Source organism: Sediminicola luteus (assembly GCF_002514735.1).
Classification (GTDB): Bacteria; Bacteroidota; Bacteroidia; order Flavobacteriales; family Flavobacteriaceae; genus HQA918.
On sequence record NZ_NBWU01000005.1, the window covers coordinates 22,743 to 37,779 of the forward strand.

The 15,037-nt window shown below is 41.3% G+C and carries 10 protein-coding genes and 1 tRNA gene; 3 read left to right on the top strand and 8 right to left on the bottom strand.

Translation table 11 applies throughout. From position 1 onward, the window contains the following. Window positions 1-213: 213 nt before the first annotated feature. Complete coding sequence (locus B7P33_RS15395) at window positions 214-1,605, bottom strand: dipeptidase (RefSeq protein WP_097443083.1); 1,392 nt, start codon at window positions 1,603-1,605, stop codon at window positions 214-216. A gap of 569 nt (window positions 1,606-2,174) precedes the next feature. Here B7P33_RS15395 and B7P33_RS15400 point away from each other — a divergent pair. Continuing rightward, window positions 2,175-2,256: transfer RNA gene (locus B7P33_RS15400), tRNA-Leu, on the top strand. Between the two features lie 107 nt (window positions 2,257-2,363). Here B7P33_RS15400 and B7P33_RS15405 read toward each other — a convergent pair. The 3 genes from B7P33_RS15405 to B7P33_RS15420 form a co-directional block, all read right to left on the bottom strand. Continuing rightward, window positions 2,364-3,488 (bottom strand): hypothetical protein, encoded by a 1,125-nt coding sequence (locus B7P33_RS15405; protein ID WP_141402499.1) that lies wholly within the window; start codon window positions 3,486-3,488, stop codon window positions 2,364-2,366. Between the two features lie 1,107 nt (window positions 3,489-4,595). Next, on the bottom strand, window positions 4,596-6,281 hold the full coding sequence (locus tag B7P33_RS15415) for an ATP-dependent nuclease (RefSeq protein ID WP_097443088.1): 1,686 nt from the start codon (window positions 6,279-6,281) through the stop codon (window positions 4,596-4,598). 363 nt (window positions 6,282-6,644) lie between these two features. Next, window positions 6,645-7,397, bottom strand: a complete 753-nt coding sequence (locus B7P33_RS15420) for a YARHG domain-containing protein (protein WP_097443090.1) — start codon at window positions 7,395-7,397, stop codon at window positions 6,645-6,647. A 313-nt stretch (window positions 7,398-7,710) separates the two neighbouring features. Here B7P33_RS15420 and B7P33_RS15425 point away from each other — a divergent pair, with 313 nt between their 5' ends. Then, window positions 7,711-9,171, top strand: coding sequence for a DUF1254 domain-containing protein (locus B7P33_RS15425; RefSeq protein WP_097443092.1), 1,461 nt, complete (start codon window positions 7,711-7,713; stop codon window positions 9,169-9,171). 109 nt (window positions 9,172-9,280) lie between these two features. Here the strand turns inward: B7P33_RS15425 and B7P33_RS19600 are convergent, their stop codons facing one another. From B7P33_RS19600 to B7P33_RS15445, 4 genes are all read right to left on the bottom strand, one after another. After that, on the bottom strand, window positions 9,281-9,460 hold the full coding sequence (locus B7P33_RS19600) for a hypothetical protein (protein ID WP_097443094.1): 180 nt from the start codon (window positions 9,458-9,460) through the stop codon (window positions 9,281-9,283). A gap of 242 nt (window positions 9,461-9,702) precedes the next feature. Further along, complete coding sequence (locus tag B7P33_RS15435) at window positions 9,703-11,046, bottom strand: sugar porter family MFS transporter (protein WP_097443096.1); 1,344 nt, start codon at window positions 11,044-11,046, stop codon at window positions 9,703-9,705. Window positions 11,047-11,098: 52 nt separating this feature from the next. Continuing rightward, window positions 11,099-12,421, bottom strand: a complete 1,323-nt coding sequence (fucP, locus tag B7P33_RS15440; RefSeq protein WP_097443098.1) for an L-fucose:H+ symporter permease — start codon at window positions 12,419-12,421, stop codon at window positions 11,099-11,101. Between the two features lie 121 nt (window positions 12,422-12,542). After that, the gene (locus B7P33_RS15445; RefSeq protein WP_097443100.1) at window positions 12,543-13,796 is read right to left on the bottom strand and encodes a 3-deoxy-D-manno-octulosonic acid transferase; all 1,254 of its coding nucleotides are present in this window, start codon (window positions 13,794-13,796) and stop codon (window positions 12,543-12,545) included. An 84-nt stretch (window positions 13,797-13,880) separates the two neighbouring features. On the opposite strand from B7P33_RS15445, the gene B7P33_RS15450 reads away from it, so the two are divergent. Further along, window positions 13,881-15,029: a DegT/DnrJ/EryC1/StrS family aminotransferase gene (locus B7P33_RS15450; RefSeq protein ID WP_097443102.1), complete on the top strand. Its 1,149-nt coding sequence runs from the start codon at window positions 13,881-13,883 to the stop codon at window positions 15,027-15,029. The last annotated feature ends 8 nt before the right edge of the window (window positions 15,030-15,037 follow it).

Genomic DNA, 15,037 nt, shown 5'->3' on the forward strand with positions numbered 1-15,037 from the left:
TAGTGAAAGCGCGACCCCCAGCCATGCTGGGGGTAACACCTAAATAATTGAACTCATTCAGATTTTTTCAATTTGCTAAAAAATTGCTGTTTTTAGCTCTGTTTTTGTCTTTTTTTCCTCGTGTAGCGCTGCTATGCAACTCAAAAAAGCCTTCATCAGAGCTAAAAACTTCTAATTTTCGCTTAAATCCAAAAAGTCTAAATGAGTTCATTGTTATGCCTGACTTAACTCGGCAAAATACTTGTGGAAATACGGAATGGTCTCAATGCCTTTAAAATAGTTCCAGACCCCGAAATGTTCGTTGGGCGAGTGAATGGCGTCGCTGTCTAGCCCAAAGCCCATTAGAATGGTTTTGCTTTGCAACTCTTCTTCGAAAAGGGCCACGATCGGAATACTGCCCCCGCTGCGCTGCGGAATGGGGGTTTTGCCAAAAGTAGTCTCGTAGGCCTTGGAAGCGGCCTGGTAACCCACCGTATCTATAGGGGTCACATAGCCTTGGCCGCCATGGTGAGGGGTAACCTGTACGGTGACACCGGCCGGGGCGATACTTTCGAAATGGTTTTTGAAAAGCGTGGTGATCTCTTCCCAATCTTGATGGGGCACCAAACGCATGGAGATCTTGGCGTAGGCCTTGGAGGCGATTACCGTTTTGGCCCCTTCACCAATATAACCGCCCCAAATGCCGTTCACATCGAGGGTTGGGCGGATGGAGTTGCGTTCGTTGGTAGTGTAGCCGGCTTCGCCATGTACATCGGCAATGTCCAGAGCGGCTTTATAGGCTTCCTTGTCAAAAGGCGCCTTGGCCATTTCGGCCCGTTCTTCGGTGCTGAGTTCTTCTACCTTATCGTAAAAACCCGGGATGGTGATATGGTTGTTTTCGTCGTGAAGCGATGCAATCATTTGGGCCAAGATGTTGATGGGGTTGGCCACGGCACCCCCATAAAGACCGGAGTGCAGATCACGGTTGGGCCCGGTAACTTCGACCTCTACATAACTGAGTCCGCGTAGGCCAGTGGTTATGGAGGGAATATCGTTGGCGATCATACCGGTATCGGAGATCAAGATAATGTCGTTTTGCAACAACTCACGATGGCCTTTGACAAAAGTGGCCAGGTTGGCACTACCTACCTCTTCTTCCCCTTCGATCATAAACTTGATGTTGCAAGGTACTTGTCCGGTCTGGGTCATAAACTCCAAGGCCTTTACATGCATGTACATTTGACCTTTGTCGTCACAGGCCCCACGGGCAAAAATGGCCCCGTCGGGATGTTTTTCCGTTTTTTTGATTACGGGTTCGTAAGGCGGACTGTCCCATAACTCCAAAGGATCGGCGGGTTGTACATCGTAATGGCCATAGACCAATACGGTTGGCGCATTGGGGTCTACCTTTTTTTCGGCATAAACAATAGGGTAACCATCGGTTTCATATACAGTGGCGGTGTCACAACCTGCCTCTAAAAGGCGGGTTTTGATGACTTCGGCCGTATCGATCACATCTTGTGAAAAAGCGGGGTCGGCACTAACCGAAGGTATTTTAAGAAGCTCTATAAGTTCGTTGAGAAAGCGGTCTTTGTGTTGGGCCAGATAGCCTTGTATGTCTTGCATATTTGATAAAGAATAGACTATAAAAATACAAAAACCCCTAGAGGGGGTCTATTATTTTTTTAAATGTTTAGCTCCCGCTCCCATAGCTAGCGGGTTGGGGTGATGGCGATGGTAGGCCCAAACCAACAAGGGGCGGCCTTTATAGGGTTGGAACTACTATTGGACCATAAAGATCATAGGACAAGGTATGAATATCTGAAAGTTAGATATTAGACCGCTTCGCTGTCCCCGCCATGCCCCTTGGCATGGGTAGAATTTAGAAAATAGACTTGCTGATATTCAGAGTTTTACGTATTGGATTTCTATAGGAACAATCAACCAAATCAAAAAAGATAAAATCCATGGATTCGTTTTTTTGGGGAGCCACTAAAATGTAATCGTTTGGCATGCAGCCGTCTTTTTTCTTTGTTCTTTGCTCTTTATGTCTGAAGCCATCAAGTTTCGGATGGCTATGAGGACAAGGCAAGAAAAATTGAACAGACTGGGAATAAAAAGCTGGTCATTCCATTTTTTCGTTTATATTTGCATCCGCAATCACGGAATTACATTCTGTAATTGTACTGCCAGACGCGGATGTGGTGGAACTGGTAGACACGCTAGACTTAGGATCTAGTGCCGCAAGGCGTGGGGGTTCGATTCCCTTCATCCGCACAAACAAAACCCTCTGAGAATCAGAGGGTTTTTTGTTTCGCAACCTATTTGCGTTTCATCCTAAAAAATAATACACTTCATTTGTCCAAATAACAGGTAATACTATTTTATTCAGAGCATACAACGTTATGAAGAATAACATATATATCCCCTTCTAGTTCTTCTTGGATGGTGTATTGCCCTGGGGCAACGGTAGGTCTGCCATTTTTAGCGGTAGGGAACATGTCATAACCGGCATAAATATGGGTTTCATTAATTTTCACACCCTCAACTAATTCATAATCTACTTCCACCGTACCATCGGCGTAAGTGACATGAGCGGTTCCAACATAAGTGCCTTTGGAAGTATCACATTGTCCTGCACCGGCAAAAACCTGATAGGAATAACTTCCTTCCGAAATAGGACCTATTGTCCAGCCCCATCGATTAAATCCATTTCCAATAAAACAGGTGTTTCCATTTGCACCTCTGGCGAAAGCCGTTTCACAGCCACTTAATGTAGTATTGCCACAATCTAGGAGAAAGTTGAAATCTAGGACAGAAATACGCTCTTTGGTTTCGAGGTCAAATACCCAACCCCAGCCGGCAACACCGTCTGAGCCTTCGCGGGTATCCCATAGTGCTGCTCCCGGGCCAACTAAGAACCCAAAGTTGGGTGAGTTCGGGTCATCTGGGTCTGGTCTTTGTTCCACGCCAAAGGTTCCCTCGGCGAGGCAGTCACTACCACTTGCCGTAATTGTACTTCTTGAATTATCGACAACATAAAAATGTAATAAGGTTGGATCTATTTCATAACAACCTTCTTTCTTTAGTTTCCCACCATCTGCCGTCCATTGATCCCAATCTTTTCTTTGATGTAACCAAACATCAATTTCGACCACACAATCTCCCTTTTTAGTAGATCCTACAATATTAGCGCTACCATCTTCATACTCGATAAAAGAGAGTTTATGTCCATCTATTGATCCAAATAGGCCATCAGCTGGTAGGTTAGGACTGCCAGGCCACCAAAAGTTTGAAACAGGTTTCCCACTTTCACAACCTCTATCCGCATCAATAACCATACAATTCCTTAAAACACTACCCTTAGTAGTCTTTGAGGTATTTTGCCTCAATTCAATACCATCGGCAGAGTCTTGGTCCAGTAAACTTTCAATGGGGGTTGATTCGCAGGATACAAACCATAAAATCATAACAAACCCTGAAATAACTGCATAGAACTTTTTCATCATAATTAAGGTTTTATGTTCGTTATAAGATACTGAAATTTAAAAGCACATCATTAATATTCTGATATAGGGTCAATAAAAGCGGTGAACTTCGGATTAACCCACTGGAATAAAATTGTTTGGCTTAGTAAAAGATGAGTACATAAATGAGTATGTTTTGCCCAATTTTGCTACTTTTGAAATTCTGATATAATCTGATTTTCAGTATGTTAAATATACAGTATATACCCCAACAGAACTTAGGATCTAGTGCCGCAAGGCGTGGGGGTTCGATTCCCTTCATCCGCACAAACAAAACCCTCTGAAAATCAGAGGGTTTTTTGCTTTTATATCCTTAGGTTTACATGTGGTTTTACGAGTCTAGTGCCACCTTTAAAATGAGTATGTTTTTGAGTATGTTGTGGGCTTTGAAAATACTGAAATGACTTTTGTTTTTAAAAATTAATAATGGGATGTTGTCTTTTTTAAAAACAAGGACATTTTAGTGATTGACATTATAAAAGTGTCTTCAAAATATCTTGGTAACGTTGGACTAATCTTATCGTAGAATTGATCAGAATGCGCCTAAAACTAGTTTTTTCATAGTGTTAAATTGAAAGGTTAAAAATCAATCCATTATAAAAGTTATGAAATTAGTGTCCACATCAAAAAGTTACCGTTGGTCGAAAAGTCCTAAGAAATAGATGAAATACGCTATTTGTCGATAAGTGGATAAATTATAAGATTGTATTAAGAATGTTGCAAGCGTTTTTGAAACTAATGCTTGCTCCATCTTGAACATGAAATTAATTCCATAGCAGATTCGAAATTGATATTACCAAGCTTTAGTGGAATACTAACATAAATCATACCCTTTAAAACGTCAAGAGTTACTACGCCAAAATTTTTTCTAAAATCGGCCAAATCTGAACTGCTAATTTTATCAATCTTATCAATCTCTATTTCTGAAAAAACGTTCTGGTTCAAGCTCAAAGTAGTCCATACTTAATAATTACAGCTTTGCATATAGGTTTCAGGTATTGTAATGCGAAGCTCTCCATGATGCTTGGAAATTGTTATTTTCCTTTTAGGAATAATCAACTTAAAATTTAACAAATATTGTTTTTTCATTTACGAAATAATCTGAAGAACAAATTCCCTAGCTTTTTCTAACTCAGGATCGGTTGCTAAATCTTTCTTTAAGACTTCATTTACCCATTTTGGGCCATGTCCACCTTCACTCCTACAAAAACCTTCCAATTCACCAACTTCTACTATGTATAAACCAATTGATTTAAAATTTTGTTGAATTTGATTGAAAAAAGTGGTGGCCTCCCCAGGAGGGATAAAGGAACTACCGATATGCTTGGCATGAGACCATGAAGATGATTTCTTTAGAACGTCCTTAATTGCTGTAGCATTTCTTTTTGGGAAAACCCTGTCCGTCGTATTATCTAATATAAAACTTATCTGGCTCTTAACTTCTGTAGTTTTTAATTCGGGACCCTTTTCATCAATTGCTTTCTTTACACTCAACCATTTTGAATTAAATGAATCCCAATTTCCACCTAAATTTTCGACAATTTTACGTAGTGGATGAATATTATTGATAACATCAAAATCACTAATCACTGAGACATCAACATTTAATCTTTTAAGGGCCATAACAATTTGAGGAATTCTATGTTTTCCTCCACAGTTTACAAACATTATATCAGGAGAACTCAATTCTTGTTTTTCCACCAAAGATTCGATAATTGCAGAGTAAAAGCGACAATCCGAATCGCTTTCACAGATGACTACTCTTTTATGGAAAATGCCATCTAAAATATTTGAATGTCGTAAAATTGGGTCAGACCAGATTTGATTAATTTTATCTGGGGATAATTCACAGAATTTATTGTTGTTGCCGTTTCGGTCGATTCTAACTACTCGTATTTTTTTTGATTCTGAATCTAAAAGCCCTCGCAAGAAATCACCGCTATGCGTTGCTAAGAATAATTGACGGTCAGTTGGTAAATCTTTACCGATCATTTTTCCTAATAACCTTGCCTGTGGTGGATGTAGGAATGCCTCTGGTTCATCAATTAAAACAATCGTGTATTGGGATATGAATGAGTTTAGAAGAACTCCAACAAAACTTTTCATTCCGTCTCCTTGTTCGTGTAGTTTAGGAAGATTTTCAACCTTCTTCACATAATTTAATGAGATTCTATCCTCTCCTTCATCAGGTTCTGGTCTCTTTCCAATATGCATGGGAACCAAATTACCGGCATTTCTATGAACCACCAAGTCTGTTCCGAATGCTCTATTAAAAAAATTGCTGAACTTTAACTCAATCTTATCATCTCTTTCCAAAATATGTATAGGATGAGAAGGAGGTTGATTTGCTAATGAAATAGATTGAGGAGGGTTAACTGATTTAAGTCTATCGATTGTTGTTAAATAGTTTGAAAAATAACCAGCAAAACTCTCTAAACCTTCTTCAGAATTATTCCATTGATGTCTCAACGTCATTTCATGCTGATTCAACTTATAACTTCTGATAAGCTGTTTATTCTTGTCTGCGTCGGATATCGTAGATGATTTATACAAGTAATCAATAAGTTCATCAACATTTACATTTTTAGAAAGTTCAATGCTTAATATGGTTTTAGCATTATGACTTTTTCTTAAAATCTTATTTGAAAGGTCAGCAAGTGTCACACTTTTACCAACATTGTTAGGTCCAACAAAGACTAAAATTTCATCTTTCTCAATTTCGATTTTGGAGCCATCATTAAAATTTATGTTATTAATCCAAACTCTGGGTGTCATTTGTTTTGGTGTTAGTTAGGTTTTTAATTTAAATTTCTAAAATTAAGAAATGATAATTAAGATATCTAACAATTACTAGCCTGTTGAAAACGAGTACGCAAATGAGTATGTTTTGCCCAATTTTGCTATTTTTGGCATTCTATTATCATTTGAAATTCAGCATGTTAAATATTCAGTATATACCCCAACAGAACTTAGGATCTAGTGCCGCAAGGCGTGGGGGTTCGATTCCCTTCATCCGCACTTAAGCCCTCGAGAAATCGGGGGTTTTTTTATGGTCAGTCCCAATAAAAGGAATACAACGGATTCAATTTTTAAAAATTCTGGGGTTTGCGCAAAGGTAATGTTGTAAGCAACCGTAATTTATCCGGCAGATTTCTGGTCGATTAGTTTTAAATGTCCATCGACAATCGTAAAAGTATACCAAGTAGCGTGTTCTTCTATTGATTCATAACTACTGCCAAAGCTGAATACAGTTTCGTCACTCATTAATTCTGAATGTGTGGAGTCATTATAATATAACGTTACTTTATCGCCTACAATTGAAACTGAAGTTTCATTTATGATATACCCATTATCGGTCGTCACCTTGTAAAGTCCAGTCTCGTTGTACCAATGGATGCTTTTTAAATCGATTTTATTTAAGATCATTTTCAGTTCAAATATAATTGCATCCCTATACGCACTACTTTGAATATGTAAGGGCTCGAATATGTCATCTATTTTGGGATCGTTTAACTCATTTATCGTTTTTTTTAAGCCCATTAACTCAACCATAATGGTCTTTTTAAGCGTTTCTTTTTGTGCTTCATGTTTCTTGAATAAGGCTATATTTTCTTTTTCGTTAGAGTTGAGTTGGATACGTGTACTATTCTGGATATTGGGTTTGTACCATTCATATTTTTCAAGGAAATAGGCACTTAACCTGTCATTTTCAAAAACATACTGATGTCTAGCGAATATTTCATTTCGTAGTAGCTTAAGTTCTAATAAAGTCAAACCCTTTATGTCTTTATCAGTGTAGATTTTTGAACTACATTCAGCGCAATCTTGAATTTGAGCAAAAAGATTTTGGGTTATAAAAACCAAAAAAAGTAAAGCGATCTTTTTTGTCATAATGGTTGGTTACAGGTTGTTTGGCAACTAATTTAAAGCTTTACATAGTAAAATCGGGGGCTGTTTTGTGTTCTTTTGTGCTTAGTCGATATAATTACCGACCTTTTTTGTAAGATATGTTTGCTGAATTTTTCAAAGCTTTCCAATTCTTTTGATACCTCCCGATTCTTGTTATAATTTAGTGTTGTAAAAATTTATGTTTTAGGGATTTACCCTAGAATGAGGGATTTCTTGTGCCACGGTACCTTGTGTCTGGAATAAGAATAAATTACACTGAAAAACATTGACCGAACCAATTAATCACATCACTTTTATGAAACTGTTACTCCGCTCTTTTCTAGTCACGATGCTTGTGGTATCTGGATGTCGAGACAAAAAATCGAATCAGCAATCCTCCGAAGGTAAGGCATCTTCCAATGAGCAAACTAAGTTTAATACCGCAGAAGAGGAACAGGCCTATAAGGTTGCCTTTGAAGCCACCCTTTGGGCCATGCCGGCTATTGGGATCAATTCGCTACGAAGAGGATTTTTGGAAATGGATGGAAGTGGCGACAATACCATCAATTCTTATTCAAAAACATTGATTTCGCGGCATAAGGCGATAACTTCCAACAATGCTACGCCCTATATTACCGCGTTTTCAGACATTCAAGATGGACCGGTAGTCTTGGTGTTACCGGCCGAAACCGATAAGGGAACCCTTTATGGTCAAGTGATGGATGCCTGGCAACATACCATTGCCGATGTAGGCCCGGCAGGGATGGACGGTGGTAAAGGGGGTAAGTACCTAATCTTGCCTCCGGGTTATGATCGATCCCAAGCTCCGGATTCGGGTTATTTCATCATTCCTTCGACGTCAAACCGAATTTCATTGGTGTTTAGGTCGGTCAGGAAAAATGGGGCCACCGAAGAAGATGCCTATAACTATTCGCAACTGTTGGAAATGTATCCGTATACCGAAGAAGGTGACAACCCGGTGACCAATCGTTTTGATCCCTTCCCGGTTCCATTACGATCCCTACCCGTATATGATCTTACCTTGTTGGAAGATATTAGCGATATCGTAAACAATGAACCTGTAAAGGAAAGGGACCAAGAAATGATGGCCAAGTTGGAAACCATCGGTTTAAAGAAAGGTCAAGCGTTTAAAGCACCTGAACATCTAAAGAAGGCATTGATCCAAGGGGTACAGGATGCCAATGCCCATATGCATGACCTAGTTTGGAAACTACACAATGACAATTTATACTGGCCTGATCGCAATTGGTGCATGGTCATGATTCCGGACCGTGAAGGCGGTTTCGATTTTGTGACCGATGGTAAGGTGGACATTGAAAAGCGTGCGGCAGCTTGGAACTTCTTTACCATCTACCCTAATAAATTGACGGAAAACCCGGGTACGGTCTATTTGGCCCCTGTGGCGGATAAGGATGGAAATGCCCTTGAAGCCGGTAAGACCTACAAAGTAAACGTTCCGACAAATATGCCGGCAAAGCAATTTTGGTCTATTACTGTATATGATGAAGCCACTTGGGCATTTAACGACAATCCGGAGAATGTAAATGGGTTAGGGACTTTCCAGTTGGATAAAATGGTCAAGAACGACGATGGTAGCGTTACTATTTATATCGGCCCCAAAGCCCCTGAAGGTCTTTCAAACAATTGGATTCCGACCTTTAATACACGCCCCTATATCTGGTTAAGACTATACGGGCCAACGGAGGCCTTTTTGAACAAAAGTTTCGTTATGCCCGACTTTGAATTGGTTGAATAAGGTGAGCTGAGGCGTAGTTAAACCTTTGAGTATCGCAATTAGTTTCCTATATAGACACAAAAAAACCGCTTGGATTGCCAAGCGGTTTTTTCGTTTATGTATGCTGTTTTTAAATAACTCCCAACAAAGACAAAATCAAGGCAACCACTACGGAAACCAGGATAACAACGAGGGAGATTACGGTTATACCTAAAAAGAAATTGAGCAGCTTGGTGCCAGGACTTAGTTGTTCTTTCATGATCATAAGATAGTGTATTTCTATGAAATGTACCAAAACCAATTGATTCATAATCAATCAATAAGGTTGTGGATTATTTCATTTATGGTGTTAAAAATAACGGTTGTTCTCAAATGAAAGATAAAGGATTGTTGGTTTCGGACACTTTGAAATCAGTGAAATTCGACCAATGGTCTACTAATAGGCCTTTGCCAACGTTAGCCGGTAAAAATCATCGATAAAGGGAAAGGGATGGGTTGCATGGCGGAAACCATCCATTCGATATAAGGTCATGAAAAACGGATGAAAACATGCTATGAACCAGCAAGTTTCTTTTCCAAGTCTTCTAAACTAACCCCTTTGGTTTCGGGCATCATAAATAGGGTGAAAAGTAACTGCAGTATCATCATGACCATAAAGAATACGAAAATAGGCCATGGGTTGTCTTTAAAAATACCATTGTCGGCATCCAAGAAAATGGGGGTCACCAGGGTTATGATGGCCGCGAATACCCAATGGGTGCCCGTACCCCACGATTGTCCAAAGGCCCGTACCTTGGTGGGGAAAATTTCGGAGATGAACACCCAGATCACGGCTCCTTGCCCAATGGCATGTGAGGCTACGAATAATAAGATAAAGGTTAATAAGAGCGCAGAGCTAGCACCTGTGTAAAAACAGAAGGCAACCATGCCGAGGCTTACGATATAGCCTATAGATCCGATTTTCATGAGGGTACGCCTGCCGAGCTTGTCAATCAATCGGACCCCGACAAGTGTAAACACTAAATTGATGATTCCTATGGAAATGGAACTGAACAAGGACTCTTTGGCCGCTAAGCCTGAGCGCTCCAAAATCTCCGGTGCATAGTACAATACGAAATTGATTCCGGAAAGCTGGTTGAAAAAAGCGATCAAAAAGGCAAGCAATAAGTGTTTTTTGAATTTTCCGGAAAAGAGTTGGGCATCTTTGGAAACATGGGTGTCACTTGCGGTAATGGCCTTTAGCCTTGCTTGGGCATCTTCTTCGTCCGTAATACTTCGCAATACGGCCAAGGCCCCATCGTGGTCGTGTTTTTTCAGGGCCAGCCAACGTGGGCTACTCGGTACCCGGATTACCAAAATACTGTACAAGAGTGCCGGTATGGCCTCCACGGCCAACATCCAGCGCCAATCGTTGGCACCATCAAATCCTTGTAACAGATAATTCGAGATAAAGGCGATGAATATACCCAGTACCAAATTGAATTGGTAGAGTGAGCCCAATTTGCCACGGTCTTTGGCTGAAGCTATTTCTGAAATGTAGATAGGAGCGGCCACCGAAGACGCCCCAACACCAACCCCGCCGATGAAACGGAAAAAAGAAAAAGTATAGGGATCCGGTGCTAGGCCGGAACCTACGGCAGAGACAAAATAGAGTGCCCCGATCCAAAACAAGGTTTTTTTACGCCCGAGGCGTTCACAGGGTATTCCTCCGAACAACGAACCCAAAACCGTACCCCAAAGGGCCATGGACATGATAAAAAAGCCATGGAATACAGGAGATGTGTTCCATAATTCCTTGATAGGTAAATTAGCGCCACTGATTACTACGGTGTCAAATCCAAATAAGAAACCCGCTAAAGCTACGATTAACGAGGTTTGGAAAATTTTGTTTTTCATTTGTCGGCATTTTCATTTTTGGATATTTCCTCATGTAAAATGCCTAGAAAAACTAAGTCCTGCTTTTCTTGGCTACCCAATACCCATAGCCTGCAATATAAGCAAAACAGAGTAAGGGAAGTATGAAGGAGAAATTCACCTCGGGTACCCCTGCGATCAAGGTGTCGGAAACCCCGGTACCTCCTATGTCTATTATGGCTCCTTGAACCATGGGCATCAATGCCCCACCAACGATACCCATAATCAATCCGGCAGAACCCACTTTGGCTTGCTCTTCAGTCAAGTCGCCCAAAGCAATTCCGTATATCGTAGGAAACATTAAGGAGATGCATAGCGAAATGCCAACCAAACTATATAGGCCGTACATACCTTCTATAAAAATGGCCCCGGCAACGAAGGCAACCGCCATTAAGGAGGCGATCATCAGCAGCTTGCCAGCGCTTAAGATTCGCAATAATGCCGTTCCAATGGCCCTACCGATTGTGAAAAGGATAAATGCGGCCAATTGATAGGAGAAGACATCGATTTTTTCGTACCCTGGAGTGTTAACGTTGGCTAGGTCTATGGCTTCAGAATATTGATAAATATAGGTCCAGGTCATGATCATACCGCCTACATTTAATATTTGGGCCAATACCCCGAAAGTGTATTTTTTGTTTTGGAACAAGGTGCCAAAGGTTTGACCCAAACTTGGTAAACCGCCTTCTTCTTTCGATTGGGGCATCTTTCGTACCAAGAAAACGATAAAGACACCGAGAATTACTAGGCCTAGAATTACATAAGGATCTCTGATTACGGCCAAATCGGCAATTCTGATGGCGGTACGCTCAGCTTCATCCAAAGCACTGAAATCAGAAATATCATCCGATTGTAGTTTGTCGTATACATAATATTTGGCAACCAATAGGCCTGCGATCAATCCGACCGGGTTAACCGCCTGTGCCAAATTCAAGCGTTGGGTGGCGGTTTCCTTGGCACCCATGGCCAAGATATAAGGGTTGGCGGCGGTTTCTAAAAATGCGAGTCCGAAAGTGAGTATATACAGGCCCAAACAGAAAAACCAAAATTGTTCGGTTATGGCTGCGGGATAAAACAAAAGGGCCCCTCCGGCATATAGGGCCAAACCTATGAGAACGCCCACTTTATAGGAGTATTTACGCATGAACAGGGCAGCGGGTAAAGCCATGCAAAAGTAGCCGCCGTAAAAGGCCATCTGTACCCAAGAGGCCTGTGTGTTGCTAAGCTCCAAAACCTTCTTAAAGGCGTTTACCATAGGGTCAGTTACAGCATTGGCAAATCCCCAAAGGGCAAACAAAGAGGTCACTAATAGAAAGGGCACCAAAACTTTTTTGGAAACAACGGCTGTTTTACTCATAATTCAGAATAGGTTATTAGGCGGTATATACCGGCCTTACAAAGTAGTTGAAAATATTGGCTATGGGGTAAAAATTATCCGTTCGACCTTCGGGGATCTATTAACGCATTTTGGCAGCGGTTTAACGGAAAAAGTTTGGTCCCAATTGTTGGTCTATAGACTCTAATATTTGTTGTGCGGCACCTTTATTGGATAGTATATATTCTTGGGCGATTTGGCCCGCTTGCTTACGTTTTTCGGTATTGGATATTAGTAGATTGGCATTTTCGTTGAATTCAGCCCCGTTCGCCACGCTAATAACACCACCTAGGCCTACTAAGTCTTCGGCTTCCTTGAATTTAACGTATACCGGGCCAATGAGTACGGGAATGCCAAAGACCGCAGGTTCGAGAACATTGTGCAAACCGGTGGCAAAACCACCCCCAACATAAGCCAAATGCGCATAACTGTACACCTTGGTCAATATGCCAATGGTGTCTAAAATGAGCACTTCATATAAAGCAGGATCTAGCTGTTGCCGCTCAGAATACAACATAACCGGTTTTTGTAGCTGCCCTTTTATTTTATCTATGGCCTCGGGTTTTATGTTGTGGGGAGCGATAACAAATTTCCAGCCTTGTTGATGTTCGTTTATCCAAGGGAGCAAAACATTTTCGTCTTCGGGCCAAGTGCTTCCGGCTATAAATATGCTTTTGTCTTGGCAAAAACGATCCATAAAATCGAGTTGGTTGTCTTGTTCCAAAATTTGGGAAACACGGTCTAATCGCGTATCACCCGAAATGTTGACATTGGTTTTTCCGATACTTTCCAATAGTTTCTTCGACTGCTCATCTTGTACATAGAAATATTGGAAACTATCCAAAGCCTTTCGCATCAAACCCCCATAGCCTTTAAAATAAATCTGTTCGGGCTTGAAAATAGCCGATATCAAGAAGGTGGGTATTTGTTTTTCCTTTAGGATTTTCAAATAATTTGGCCAGATTTCGTATTTGATAAACAGGGCCATCTTTGGGTTTACTTCTCGTATAAATCGCTGGCTAAATGAAGCGGTATCCATGGGTAGGTAACAAACCGTATCGGCTACCGAATTCTTTTTCTTGACTTCATATCCCGAAGGGGAAAAAAAGGTGAGCAATATCGGTATGTCCGGGTAGTTTTTTTTAAGTCCCTCTATAATCGGCACACCCTGTTCATATTCCCCTAAAGAGGCGGCATGTACCCAAATAGGGCGGGCGCCTTTTGGTAGCTGTTCGCAAAGAATGTCCCAGCTGTTTTTTCGGCCGTGTACGAACAGCTTGATCTTTGGGCTGAACCAAGCTACCACATGGAGTGCCGCCCAGCTTACTCGGATAACAATGTTATATAGAAAATGCAAAATGCTAAACTTTGCGCTAAAATAAGGTAGTTTGGTCTGCGATTGGGTCGGTATGCGTAAATTTGTAGTTCAAATCAATTGCCCATGCGAAAAATCCAGATGGTTGACTTGGTAAGTCAAATGAGTCCTATTAGGGAGCAAATCGAAAAATCATTCTCGAACATCCTAGATTCCGCGGCCTTTATCAACGGGCCCGAAGTCCATGCTTTTCAGAAAGAGTTGGAAGATTATTTAGGGGTGAAGCACGTAATACCCTGTGCCAATGGTACCGATGCCCTTCAAATTGCCATGATGGGTTTAGGATTGAAACCAGGTGATGAGGTGATTACGGCCGATTTTACCTTTGCTGCTACGGTTGAGGTAATCGGTTTGTTGCAGTTGACACCGGTACTGGTAGATGTAGATTCAGTGACCTTTAATATCGATATAGAGGCCGTTGAAAAGGCCATAACACCAAGAACCAAGGCGATTGTACCTGTACATTTATTCGGTATGGCCGCCAATATGGATGCGGTAATGGCCTTGGCCAAAAAACACGATCTTTTCGTAGTCGAAGATAATGCCCAGGGTATAGGTGCCGATTATACGAGCGCAGATGGAACGGTAACCAAAACGGGTGCCATTGGCCATGTTGGGGCTACTTCCTTCTTCCCCTCCAAAAATTTAGGTTGTTATGGGGATGGCGGAGCCATTTTTACTAACGACGACGATTTGGCCCATACGCTTCGGGGCATGGTAAACCATGGTATGTATGTGCGCTACCATCACGATGTGATCGGGGTCAACTCGAGGCTGGATTCGCTTCAGGCCGCCGTGCTCCGGGCCAAGTTACCGCATTTAGATACCTATAATCAAAAACGTCGTGAGGCCGCGGCTAAATATACGGCTGCTTTGTCGGGTAATGCGAAGATCGTTACCCCGTCGGCCCATAATGGATTGGATGTGTATTCGGGCAACCATCATGTATTCCATCAGTATACGCTAAGGGTGTTAGGTACCGATCGTGATGCTTTGGTAAAACATTTACAAGAAAACGATATTCCTTGTGGGGTGTATTATCCTATTCCTTTACATGCCCAAAAGGCCTATGTAGATGAGCGTTATAATGAGGCTGATTTTACGGTAACCAATCAATTGGTCAAGGAGGTGATATCATTACCTATGCATACCGAACTGGACGACGAACAAATTGGTTTTATAACCCAAACCATTCTTGACTTTGTTGGTAAATAGTCATTTTT

Bases quoted from the DNA above. Each gene is read 5' to 3' on its own strand.
- B7P33_RS15395 (WP_097443083.1), bottom strand. From the start codon at position 1,605: ATGCAAGACATACAAGGCTATCTGGCCCAACACAAAGACCGCTTTCTC.
- B7P33_RS15405 (WP_141402499.1), bottom strand. From the start codon at position 3,488: ATGATGAAAAAGTTCTATGCAGTTATTTCAGGGTTTGTTATGATTTTA.
- B7P33_RS15415 (WP_097443088.1), bottom strand. From the start codon at position 6,281: ATGACACCCAGAGTTTGGATTAATAACATAAATTTTAATGATGGCTCC.
- B7P33_RS15420 (WP_097443090.1), bottom strand. From the start codon at position 7,397: ATGACAAAAAAGATCGCTTTACTTTTTTTGGTTTTTATAACCCAAAAT.
- B7P33_RS15425 (WP_097443092.1), top strand. From the start codon at position 7,711: ATGAAACTGTTACTCCGCTCTTTTCTAGTCACGATGCTTGTGGTATCT.
- B7P33_RS19600 (WP_097443094.1), bottom strand. From the start codon at position 9,460: ATGAATCAATTGGTTTTGGTACATTTCATAGAAATACACTATCTTATG.
- B7P33_RS15435 (WP_097443096.1), bottom strand. From the start codon at position 11,046: ATGAAAAACAAAATTTTCCAAACCTCGTTAATCGTAGCTTTAGCGGGT.
- fucP (WP_097443098.1), bottom strand. From the start codon at position 12,421: ATGAGTAAAACAGCCGTTGTTTCCAAAAAAGTTTTGGTGCCCTTTCTA.
- B7P33_RS15450 (WP_097443102.1), top strand. From the start codon at position 13,881: ATGCGAAAAATCCAGATGGTTGACTTGGTAAGTCAAATGAGTCCTATT.